Origin of the sequence: Aeromonas sp. QDB18 (assembly GCF_027705325.1) — a bacterium.
GTDB lineage: Bacteria > Pseudomonadota > Gammaproteobacteria > Enterobacterales > Aeromonadaceae > Aeromonas > Aeromonas caviae.
In genome coordinates this window covers 1-9,113 of sequence record NZ_JAPDBQ010000160.1, presented here as the reverse complement: position 1 = coordinate 9,113, position 9,113 = coordinate 1, and the positions used below count along the sequence as shown (strand labels likewise).

Genomic DNA, 9,113 nt, shown 5'->3' with positions numbered 1-9,113 from the left:
AGCCGGCTGGAATGACGACTATCGGGCTCAGTTATTCTTTGGTTAAAATATCAACAAAGTGTGCTCCCGCCCTGCCCGACCAATGGGATTCAAAAATATGCAAATAATACGAATGCTACGAGTGGCAACGATGGTAGCTCTGCTAAGTTGCTCGGGCACAACCTTTGCTGCCGATAATGCACTACAGATTGAATCGAAAATCCCCACCACCCTCAGCGGAACACTCGGCTATGCCAGTCTGCAATATTGGATAGAAGTGCCAGGCAAAGGGAATGTGGAATTACTCACCGATGCCGACGATGAGGGAGGGCTTATCGAGCTCGTAGGGAAACAGGTATCGCTCAACGGCGCCATGGTGACCTACTCAAACTGGAGTGTCTATTTCGAACCCAAATTCTCGGCCCCAACCTCACCTGGACTATCCATCAGCCAGCAAGACGACGGCACCATCGAGGTAGCCAATGGCGAGCAGGTACTGTTGAGCACTGACATGTACCATTCCATTACCATCAAACATGAGCAACCACTGGCTCAGGGAAAAGCCGTGTTACTCGAACTCAACACCGGGGGAGTCGCCTGCCCAGTACTCTATCAGCTGGCCGTCATCCGTTCGGATGCACTTCCCCTGCTCACTCCCACCTTCGGCACCTGTAGCGACCTTGGCAAGCTGAAGCATGACACCAACGGCTTCACGTTGGCCCTGCCAGGCAACCCTGCCGAAACCTGGGCCTGGGATTCCCGTACCCTGACGTTGCACAAATAGCGTCGTCACTTTTCCACACTGATAACAGGGCACCCACAAGGTGCCCTGTTTCGTTTTTATGCCTGACCACAAGGAGTTAACTTCATGTCTCGATTCACCCCAGGCGATCATCTGGTGACCGCTCGCCTCGGTTATACCCACCACGGCCTCTATGTCGGGGGCGACCTCGTTATCCACTACCAGGGGCCTAATCTCGGCCTACCCGGTGAAATCGTGATGACCTCTCTGGATGCGTTTTCCGATGGTAAGCCGGTCTGGTGCAAATTTTGCCCTGTCAGGCGGTATGACCGAACAGCGAGCCTAAAACGTGCCCGTACACGGCTGGGCGAGCATCGATACGATGTGTTGTTCAGTAACTGTGAACACTTCGTGATGTGGTGCATCCACGGTATCCACCACTCGACACAGGTTAGTCAGGTAGCAACGGCGGTGGCGAAAGCGGCCCTTCGTACTCCACAGACTACTATCATTCCCCCAGCTATGACTGTGTTGAGCCGCGAGCGCACAACGTCTGATTACATAACGCTCGCCACCTCTGCTATCACCCTGACCACCCTCGCGACATCGCCAAGCTGGGTCCCCCTGGCAACCGGCGCATTAGCCGTTCACGCAGTCAGCCGCCTCTGGTCCTGGCTCACCGACTGAGCCACTGCCTACCCTCGCACAACAAGGAGCACAACCTATGACTATTCCCTTCTACCGGGACGGCTTTGCCCTGCCCGTCACCCCCGCCCTGCTGGCTCTGCTCAGTCAGGAAGCCGAACGAACCGATCTCGATCTGGGGCGCTGCACCCAGCTGACCTTCAACTTCCGTAACCCCGGTTACAGCGCCGAGCAAGGCGGCGTACATCCGGTCGAGATACGCTTGGTGCGCGGTCTTGACGACTGGCTGTTCGATTACGTCACTGATTTCAGCTATCAGGGATTGGGTCAGGATGCAGAGCTCTGCAAGGAGCTTGATTTCAACTTCCTCGACGGCGAACACAGCATGTTGGGCTGGGGACCGCTGCGGCTGGCAGAAGCACGGGAGCTGTTCGATATCTGGCAGCGCAACTTCATTGGCTACTGCCGGTTGGAATGCTTCAGCGTCACGGTTAGCGGCGATTAGGAGGTGTGTGATGACTAACGAACTGCCGCTCTCCCATACCTCACGTCAGTGGTTGGGCCTGGTCGCGGCCAAAGCCAAACTGCAGCCGACTCACCAGGGCGAGCGCTGGTTGCTGCATCTGACTCCTGGTAGCCCAAACGCTCGCACCGTTACACTGCACCTGCGCTGGTATGGGGGGCAGTGGCAACTGCTCTCCCTCACCAATGCCGAGGACTGGCGCACCATGAGCCATCCCGTGGATGAAATCTGCGTTGACCCTAAGCGTCGTTGTTTCTGGCGCAGCCAAGCAGGACCGGTTTCTCTCAGCTAGCAACCCCGTGTGTTGGCAAGTTTCCTGGCTGACCTGCAGCGTACCTGCACTCATCACGGTTATCGAGTAGAGAGTGACCCCTTACCCCAAGAGGAGGCACACGATGCCCAAACAACCGATAGCCGTTGAGCTGGAAGCCATCAATCGGGAAGGGGAGACGCAAGTAGTGCGGGACAGCGGCCTGACCGTGCACGGCTACAGCGTCTATCTGCGGGCGATGGAGGCCAGTGGGTTAGGGCTGGCTACTTGGGTAGCTGACTACGACACCATTGGCCCGGCTTACCAACTGGCAGAACGGCTGAGTATTGCACTCGCTATCCCCCTCACTGTACTGGTCCCCGGATTGCTGATAACGGTGAAGTGTGACCCTGCTGCCACGGGCAACTGAACTACCCTCAAAGTGAACCAACAACCGCTCTACCTTTAACCCTGACATGCTTTATGTGTGCCGGGGTTTTGTTTATTTGGAGAACCCCATATGCGTTACCACAAACTCAAAGCCGGGGAATGCCCCGGCACCTATGTCGTCACCGAACCCGTGACCGAGCAAGACCTGTTGCGTATCGCCAATCAGATTGCTCGCAAGCGTCTTGCCAAAGGCTCCGCCATCACCAGTACCACAGAGGCCGCTGAGCGGCTGCAGACCCTGCTGCAGGACCGGGAGCACGAAGTGTTTGGTGCACTGTTCCTCGACTCCCAACATCGTGTACTGGCCTTTGAGGAGCTGTTTCGCGGCACCTTGGACAGCGCCAGTATCTAGCCACGGGAAGTGGTCAAGCGGGCCATACTGCTCAACAGTGGGGCCATCATCGCGGTGCACAATCACCCCAGCGGTGACCCGGAACCCAGTCAATCTGACAGGGTCTTTACCCAGGCCCTCAAAGAAGCCTTGGCGCTGGTCGATGTGCGATTGCTTGACCATCTGGTGGTCGGTGCTGAGGGCTTAGTCTCGATGGCCGAAAGAGGTCAGCTATGAACCAGACCCCAGGCAAAACCCACCTCACCGCCCTCGATATCCTCATCGAGTTGCGCTGTTGGCTGGCAGACAACGTCGAGATGCAGACCGAGCCCGCCATCGTGGCTCACCTGCCTAACGGCTCCCCGCTCACCCAGGCCGATAGTATCGAGGCTATTGATGCGCTGCTGCATCAGCTGCGCCGTTAGCCAATCCAAGAAGGGACACGCACCATGCGATTACCCAATCCCTATGCCCTTGAGGAAACCCTGGGCAAGCTACGCCATGGCCTGACAACCGCCTGCAACGAGGATGCGCTGACGTTGCTGGAAAAGGCCGTCACCAAGGCCCGTGACGACGAGGGTTATGCCAAGCAGTTTGAAGAGACCTTGCTGCGGGGATCCACCATCGAGATCCGCGAGTGCCTCAGTTGTTTTGGCGACTACTTCGAATGCTCCAGCGACACACCGCCCTATTACCCGCACCACGACGCCGTCAACGGCATTGATTGTGCGCTCTACGCCATCCTGTTCGATGCGGCTTACCAAGACGCAGCGCGGGCACAGCAATAACATGCATGACGATCGCCGAATAACATGCATACCGATCACATTTCCACCAGATAACCTGGATCATCAAACCAGGATCATCAGGTCCAACACCATGATCCGGATATCCCGACACAACCCCCAAGGCCACCTCACCAAGGTGGCCTTGTTCATTTCAAGGATTCATCCACATGTCTGCTTTTATGATCGACCGCAAGGATTACCTGGCCTTTGCCGTGCAGTTGCACCGCTTTTGCAACGCACCCATGCCACCTCATTACACCCTTGAGTTGCTGCGCACCCTCTGGTGGAACCCGCCAGTAGATACGACCAGTACCTGGACGTGGCGAATAGACAGGCTGGTACGGTTGATGATGCTCGCCAACCACCGTGCAGTCTGGCGTCGCTATCAGCTGGGGCGTCAGCAGGAGCGTAAGGAGTCACGCCAACATGCCTCTACCAAGCTAAGTCCATTTAAACCTGCCCACCATTACCACCAGACACCACTCACCGATACCGAGCTGGTGGCTCTGTACAAATTCACCTGCTGCGCCCTGTACCAATCGAGCGAATGGACCGGGAGCCCAGAGCAGGCACCTCGGTTGGTAAAGGTAATACAGCAGTTGCAGCAGGCCATGGCGCAAGACGTGCTGACCCGCCTGTCACTGTGGGAGCAAGCACCCTGGGGAGAGATGTGATGGATCTCTACATCACCCTGACAGTGGCAAGCTCGCCACCGAGTTCAATGGCCCACCTAGCCCAACGTGTCGCCGATGACATGGCACACCTGCATCACCTTCTGGGAGATGCGGTCAGCGATGAACTGGGCATCAGTATCAGCTATCTGGTCGAGCAATTTGCGCTGCTGGCAGCGGCTTACCGTTCACCGGAGGAAAAGGAGAAACATCAATGATTGAGTTCAATGACAGCTTTAGCCAGGCCGCCGTAGCAGAGGCCATGTGTGCTCATTCAGGGCTTGCCAAGCTCATCAGTCAGCAATTGATGCTGCCGGGCTTTGCCTATGCTCACGATGTAGAGGGGTGGCGTATTGGTGGCCCGCTGGTGGCCCCCACCCCGGTGCTGCACAAAACCTCGCTCTTTGTCAGTCCACGGGATATGCGTGAGCACCTGCCACGTGAGATTAACTTCGCCCGCTTTCGCTGCGCCTGTAATGCAGCGGGTCAGCCGGTCGGTGAGTGGCAACGGGTAATTGTCGGGGCCTACGTCAACCACGGTAGTAATGACAAGCCGGATTGGAGTAGTCACACCTGAGCCACGGCCACCAGCACACACAAGACCTCTCACAGCCCCTCACGCCGAGGGGCTGTTTGCATTTGAAGGAAGCCCAACCATGCATGACTTACGTGATTACAAGACTCTGTCCGCCCGACAACTCACCGCCGCTATCGGCCAGCTCAACCACAACACCGCACCGAAGATAATGACCCATCTGGTATTGCGGGCCAGGCAGTCGCAACCGCTCGGTAATGGCCGTAGCAGAGCCAAGGCCCTCAAGCTGCTGCGCCGGGTCAAGAAAGCACACAAGGCGGGGCGTATCCCGTTTGAGCTCACCGTGACGGGTTGCCGCATCGACCGTGGCAGCCATCAGGCTGACCGTTACTACTACGACCGGACGCTGCTGGCCCAGGGCTGGCAACAATACGATACCGAGGAAGACGCCTGGTATTTCGGCATCTGGATTCACACAGAGAAGTTGGAGACCTTTACCTACGCCGAAGGGGATACCAGCCATGTGATTGCGCCAAACGTTGAGGCGTTTCGTGCCGAACTGGCGCGGCTCTATCAGTACCACCCGCAAGCCCCGGCGTTTATCAGCATCGACCCGGAAGCGGGCACGGTGACCCACCACTTTGAAGCCAAGCCGGAGGTGTGAGATGGCGAAGAACATCACCATCAAGGTGCCGGGCAAGCATCCACAGACCGGCGAGCTCACCACCTTTGAGCTCAAGGGCCAGCGCATGGATATCGACCTCGGTGGGCAGGCCGTGCCTTTCCTTATTCATGGGAGGGGGATAGGCACCTCGCTCACCCACATCCCGAGCGGCTACCGCATAGCCCTGCTCGGTGGCTGGCTGACCGCGCGTTACGCCATGCCTGAGAATAAGCCCAGCAGAGCGGCCTGCGCCCAGATGGCCATAGACCGGCTGGTAGCCCAATACGGCTCGCGGCACCTGCTGGACCGACTCAACTTCAAGCCGATTATCAATCAGATGTAACAACGCACAGCTCAAGTGCTCACGCTCATCAATGCTCAGAGGGAGCGACAGCCCAGACAACAAGGAACGATGCAATGACCAACACCCTACCTACAACACCTAATCCACTGGCAAGCCATTCGGTGATGCAGATGCTGGATGTCGCCATGAGTTCCATCATCGGCGACTACGATGACGCAGACCTGGTACCAGAATGGCAATGGGTCAAGCAAATGGCCTCCCATGAACATGTCGGCGTGAAGGATGACTCCGCCTACGAGTACACCCTGAACCTTGCCATGGATCTCGATACGATCCCGCCAGCGCTGCAACCCTTGATCACTGCAGCCCAGCAGGCAGGAGTGAACTACATCCTGTTTTACAACGGCTAACCACCGCGACCATCTCATCGCTCATCCACAAACAGCATAAAGGGCCAGCCCTCACAGGCTAGCCCTTTGCATCACTGGAATCACCGAATATGACCCGTCTTATCACCGGACTCGAGGTGCATCGCTATGCCCCCGAGCTCAACAAACTGCACCTGCGAAACCGTCAGACACTACCCGCTCCCGGCATCACCACCATCAAGCAAGCCAAAGCCCGCCTGTTTGCTCGTTGGCAACCTGGGCATCAGGTGACCATCACCGTGAGCCATCCCGACTACATCAATCTTTCTCGGCTCTACCGGGGGCGGCTGACAAACCTGACCGAACTCCCTGAGCACCTGACCAGACTACGCCAGCGCCACAACGTGCCCGGCACCTGCATCGACATTCAACTGAGGTATCGCTAATCATGACCACGACAACCACCCACACCAACAACCAACACCCCGTAGCGCCAGACCACCCCACTCGGATTTTTGCACAGTGGGGTTTGCCCCATACCGTGACGCCACGCTTTGGCGCTCGTCTGATACAGAGTCGCTACCGGCTCGATTTTCTATCCGATCGGGCCAGTCTGATCGGTGAATGGAGTGAGACGCAGATAGCCAAGCTCGACCTGGCTTTCCCGGAGATCATCAAGGCTCTGGAAGCCAAGCTGCTAACCGGCGAGCTGGATGCTCAACGTCAGCACTGCATCACTATCCAGCACGGCGGCTTTACCTGCGAAGCCGACACCCTCGGTAGCCATGGCTATGTCTATATCTGTATTTACCCTGCGGCGAGCATGGACGCCAATCCTGACCGCAAGGCGTGACCACACATCCGCTTGTGGTAACATTTTTAAACCTACTCGTCCGTGATAAGTGGGTGGGTCTTGGGGAAGGCCAATTCATGACCTTCCCTTTTTTTGGTGACGCTGTTTTTTTTGAGGTTGCTCCCAGTGACTTCGATACCAACTGGCCCCAAGCAGGTCGCTGTGACAAGATAAGCCCCTGTTTTATCTCGATCTGGTTGCCCGATGAAAGAAACCCTGCCCAGCTATGAAGCCATGATGCCTGCCGTGCTCAAGGTATTGGCCGATGGTGTCGCCCGCTCTCTACGTGAGGTATTCGAGCGGGTTTGCCAGCACTACGCCTTTACTCCGGAGCAGTTGGCTGACACCTTGCCCAGTGGTCGCCAAACCACGCTGCGCAGCCGGGTTGGCTGGGCCAAGACCTATCTGGTCAAGGCAGGACTCATCGAGCAACCCAAGCGGGGCATTTGCCTTATCACCGAACGGGGTAAGGCGGCGCTAGTCTCGGGACATACTATCGACAACCGCTATCTGGCCCAATTCAACGAGTTCGTGGCGTTTACCCTGGCCTCCAGTGAGAGCGCAGGCAATACGCAACAAGCCATAGCGATCCCGACAGACACGCCAACACCAGAGCAGGCCAGCACCCCTCAAGAGCAGATTGAGCAGGCACTATCTGCCATCAATCGCTCCCTTGCCGATGACCTGCTTGCCGAGATCTTGGGCCTTTCCCCTCGTTTCTTTGAACAGCTGGTGGTCGATCTGATGGTGGCCATGGGCTATGGCGGCAGCCAGCAGGATGCCGCCCGCACCACCCGTTACCAAAGCGATGGCGGCATCGATGGCATCATCAAGGAAGACCGGTTGGGGCTCGACTCCATCTACCTGCAGGCAAAGCGCTACACCGACAAAACCGTGGGGCGTCCCGAGATCCAGTCCTTCGCGGGGGCGCTGGATCTGCACAAGGCCCGCAAGGGGGTCTTTATCACCACCTCCAGCTTTAGCCGTGAGGCGCAGGAGTATGTCGGACTGATTGAGAAGCGCATCGTGCTGATCGACGGTGCCCGTCTTGCCGCCCTGATGATCGAATACGGCGTCGGCGTCACTACCCGCCAGACCCTCACCATTAAAACCCTGGATTCAGATTACTTTTTGGAAGAATAAATCGTGGCTAAACCAGCCCTAATACCCCCACCGATTAAATGCCAGCGGCATCTTGTTGAGCTTCTCGCGATGCTCGCGCCAGTTGGGCAGATGGGTATCCATCAGTGTGATAAATCGCTGGTTATGTTTGCGCTCTAACAGGTGAACCAGCTCGTGCACCACAATAAATTCCAGGCATTCGGGGGGCTTCTTGACTAATTCGAGGTTGATCCAGATGCGGGATGTATCTGTTTTGCAGCTCCCCCACATGGTCTTCATCCGTTTGATACCGACAAACGAAGGGGTGACGTTGAGCAAGGCCTGCCACTTGGCCATCAATATCGGCAGCCGCTGGCGTAGCAATTGGCGATACCAGCCCAGTAGCAAGGCTTCTCGCTTCGCGGCGTCATAATGAGCGGGAACCCGCATCCGGATCCACCCCCCTTGTAGCTTGACGCTGTGCGCTCCCTCAACCGGGATCACCTCCAATCGATAGCCCCGTCCCCAAAGGTAGTGCGTCTCGCCGCTGCACATCTGGCGCTCGCTCTGACGTGGCTGCGCCTGAAAGTGGGCCTGTTGCTGCCGGATCCACGGCAAGCGTCTGACCACGGCCATTCTGATGGCCGTCTGTGACAGCGACGCCGGGGCCGAGACGCGCACGCGACCATCAGGGGGCAGCACATTGATGTGCAGGTTCTTGATCCCCTTATGCTGCAACTCCAGCGTGAGCTCACCAATGGTGATCAGGGGCATCAGTGGTACTCCTGCTGCGCTTTCACCAGCTCCATCACCTCGGCAACGGTCACATCGTATCCCTTGGTTTCTTCGGCAATGGCAAACGCGATCTCCCGCTCCTTGAAGCGATCGCCATACCAATCGGCCTTCTTG

At 57.3% G+C, this 9,113-nt stretch carries 17 protein-coding genes and 1 pseudogene; 17 read left to right on the top strand and 1 reads right to left on the bottom strand.

The genetic code is table 11. The features are described 5' to 3' along the window. Window positions 1-130 precede the first annotated feature (130 nt). The 17 genes and pseudogenes from OKC30_RS18110 (at window position 131) to OKC30_RS18030 (ending at window position 8,246) form a co-directional block, all read left to right on the top strand. A complete protein-coding gene (locus tag OKC30_RS18110; protein ID WP_270668138.1) occupies window positions 131-763 on the top strand; it encodes a hypothetical protein in 633 nt (210 codons plus the stop codon). Between the two features lie 84 nt (window positions 764-847). Then, entirely contained in the window at window positions 848-1,408 is a 561-nt protein-coding gene (locus tag OKC30_RS18105; protein WP_029303605.1) for a lecithin retinol acyltransferase family protein, read from the top strand. Window positions 1,409-1,445: 37 nt separating this feature from the next. After that, entirely contained in the window at window positions 1,446-1,871 is a 426-nt protein-coding gene (locus OKC30_RS18100; RefSeq protein WP_029303604.1) for a DUF2787 domain-containing protein, read from the top strand. A 10-nt stretch (window positions 1,872-1,881) separates the two neighbouring features. Further along, window positions 1,882-2,181: a hypothetical protein gene (locus tag OKC30_RS18095; RefSeq protein ID WP_270666863.1), complete on the top strand. Its 300-nt coding sequence runs from the start codon at window positions 1,882-1,884 to the stop codon at window positions 2,179-2,181. Window positions 2,182-2,284: 103 nt separating this feature from the next. Then, window positions 2,285-2,569, top strand: coding sequence for a hypothetical protein (locus OKC30_RS18090; RefSeq protein ID WP_042045082.1), 285 nt, complete (start codon window positions 2,285-2,287; stop codon window positions 2,567-2,569). A gap of 90 nt (window positions 2,570-2,659) precedes the next feature. After that, window positions 2,660-3,157: pseudogene (radC, locus tag OKC30_RS18085) on the top strand (RadC family protein). Next, window positions 3,154-3,345, top strand: coding sequence for a hypothetical protein (locus OKC30_RS18080; RefSeq protein WP_270666861.1), 192 nt, complete (start codon window positions 3,154-3,156; stop codon window positions 3,343-3,345). The pseudogene radC and the gene OKC30_RS18080 overlap by 4 nt, the downstream one beginning before the upstream one ends. 24 nt (window positions 3,346-3,369) lie before the next feature. Then, window positions 3,370-3,708, top strand: a complete 339-nt coding sequence (locus OKC30_RS18075) for a hypothetical protein (RefSeq protein ID WP_238138594.1) — start codon at window positions 3,370-3,372, stop codon at window positions 3,706-3,708. A 167-nt stretch (window positions 3,709-3,875) separates the two neighbouring features. Beyond that, the gene (locus OKC30_RS18070; RefSeq protein WP_270666859.1) at window positions 3,876-4,382 is read left to right on the top strand and encodes a hypothetical protein; all 507 of its coding nucleotides are present in this window, start codon (window positions 3,876-3,878) and stop codon (window positions 4,380-4,382) included. Beyond that, window positions 4,382-4,597 (top strand): hypothetical protein, encoded by a 216-nt coding sequence (locus tag OKC30_RS18065; RefSeq protein ID WP_136501410.1) that lies wholly within the window; start codon window positions 4,382-4,384, stop codon window positions 4,595-4,597. Before OKC30_RS18070 ends, OKC30_RS18065 begins: the two co-directional genes overlap by 1 nt. Beyond that, window positions 4,594-4,956, top strand: coding sequence for a hypothetical protein (locus tag OKC30_RS18060; RefSeq protein WP_270666858.1), 363 nt, complete (start codon window positions 4,594-4,596; stop codon window positions 4,954-4,956). Before OKC30_RS18065 ends, OKC30_RS18060 begins: the two co-directional genes overlap by 4 nt. A 79-nt stretch (window positions 4,957-5,035) precedes the next feature. Next, window positions 5,036-5,578 (top strand): hypothetical protein, encoded by a 543-nt coding sequence (locus OKC30_RS18055; protein WP_029303521.1) that lies wholly within the window; start codon window positions 5,036-5,038, stop codon window positions 5,576-5,578. Window position 5,579: 1 nt separating this feature from the next. Beyond that, window positions 5,580-5,921, top strand: a complete 342-nt coding sequence (locus OKC30_RS18050) for a hypothetical protein (RefSeq protein ID WP_270666857.1) — start codon at window positions 5,580-5,582, stop codon at window positions 5,919-5,921. Window positions 5,922-5,995: 74 nt separating this feature from the next. Continuing rightward, window positions 5,996-6,292 carry a hypothetical protein gene (locus OKC30_RS18045; protein WP_125596618.1) on the top strand — a complete coding sequence of 99 codons (297 nt, stop codon included), beginning with the start codon at window positions 5,996-5,998 and terminating at the stop codon, window positions 6,290-6,292. A gap of 89 nt (window positions 6,293-6,381) precedes the next feature. Further along, window positions 6,382-6,696 carry a hypothetical protein gene (locus OKC30_RS18040; protein WP_021137999.1) on the top strand — a complete coding sequence of 105 codons (315 nt, stop codon included), beginning with the start codon at window positions 6,382-6,384 and terminating at the stop codon, window positions 6,694-6,696. Between the two features lie 2 nt (window positions 6,697-6,698). Continuing rightward, window positions 6,699-7,103 carry a type IV toxin-antitoxin system YeeU family antitoxin gene (locus OKC30_RS18035; RefSeq protein ID WP_080988641.1) on the top strand — a complete coding sequence of 135 codons (405 nt, stop codon included), beginning with the start codon at window positions 6,699-6,701 and terminating at the stop codon, window positions 7,101-7,103. 204 nt (window positions 7,104-7,307) lie between these two features. Beyond that, window positions 7,308-8,246 (top strand): restriction endonuclease, encoded by a 939-nt coding sequence (locus OKC30_RS18030; RefSeq protein ID WP_171269279.1) that lies wholly within the window; start codon window positions 7,308-7,310, stop codon window positions 8,244-8,246. Between the two features lie 18 nt (window positions 8,247-8,264). Here OKC30_RS18030 and OKC30_RS18025 read toward each other — a convergent pair whose 3' ends face one another. Further along, the gene (locus tag OKC30_RS18025) at window positions 8,265-8,978 is read right to left on the bottom strand and encodes a M48 family metallopeptidase (RefSeq protein WP_005331303.1); all 714 of its coding nucleotides are present in this window, start codon (window positions 8,976-8,978) and stop codon (window positions 8,265-8,267) included. Between the last annotated feature and the right edge of the window lie 135 nt (window positions 8,979-9,113).

Coding starts and splice junctions, on each gene's coding strand:
- OKC30_RS18025 (WP_005331303.1), bottom strand. CDS start 8,978: ATGCCCCTGATCACCATTGGTGAGCTCACGCTGGAGTTGCAGCATAAG.
- OKC30_RS18035 (WP_080988641.1), top strand. CDS start 6,699: ATGACCACGACAACCACCCACACCAACAACCAACACCCCGTAGCGCCA.
- OKC30_RS18100 (WP_029303604.1), top strand. CDS start 1,446: ATGACTATTCCCTTCTACCGGGACGGCTTTGCCCTGCCCGTCACCCCC.
- OKC30_RS18080 (WP_270666861.1), top strand. CDS start 3,154: ATGAACCAGACCCCAGGCAAAACCCACCTCACCGCCCTCGATATCCTC.
- OKC30_RS18070 (WP_270666859.1), top strand. CDS start 3,876: ATGTCTGCTTTTATGATCGACCGCAAGGATTACCTGGCCTTTGCCGTG.
- OKC30_RS18050 (WP_270666857.1), top strand. CDS start 5,580: ATGGCGAAGAACATCACCATCAAGGTGCCGGGCAAGCATCCACAGACC.
- OKC30_RS18040 (WP_021137999.1), top strand. CDS start 6,382: ATGACCCGTCTTATCACCGGACTCGAGGTGCATCGCTATGCCCCCGAG.
- OKC30_RS18065 (WP_136501410.1), top strand. CDS start 4,382: ATGGATCTCTACATCACCCTGACAGTGGCAAGCTCGCCACCGAGTTCA.
- OKC30_RS18030 (WP_171269279.1), top strand. CDS start 7,308: ATGAAAGAAACCCTGCCCAGCTATGAAGCCATGATGCCTGCCGTGCTC.
- OKC30_RS18110 (WP_270668138.1), top strand. CDS start 131: ATGGTAGCTCTGCTAAGTTGCTCGGGCACAACCTTTGCTGCCGATAAT.
- OKC30_RS18045 (WP_125596618.1), top strand. CDS start 5,996: ATGACCAACACCCTACCTACAACACCTAATCCACTGGCAAGCCATTCG.
- OKC30_RS18075 (WP_238138594.1), top strand. CDS start 3,370: ATGCGATTACCCAATCCCTATGCCCTTGAGGAAACCCTGGGCAAGCTA.
- OKC30_RS18095 (WP_270666863.1), top strand. CDS start 1,882: ATGACTAACGAACTGCCGCTCTCCCATACCTCACGTCAGTGGTTGGGC.
- OKC30_RS18055 (WP_029303521.1), top strand. CDS start 5,036: ATGCATGACTTACGTGATTACAAGACTCTGTCCGCCCGACAACTCACC.
- OKC30_RS18090 (WP_042045082.1), top strand. CDS start 2,285: ATGCCCAAACAACCGATAGCCGTTGAGCTGGAAGCCATCAATCGGGAA.
- OKC30_RS18105 (WP_029303605.1), top strand. CDS start 848: ATGTCTCGATTCACCCCAGGCGATCATCTGGTGACCGCTCGCCTCGGT.
- OKC30_RS18060 (WP_270666858.1), top strand. CDS start 4,594: ATGATTGAGTTCAATGACAGCTTTAGCCAGGCCGCCGTAGCAGAGGCC.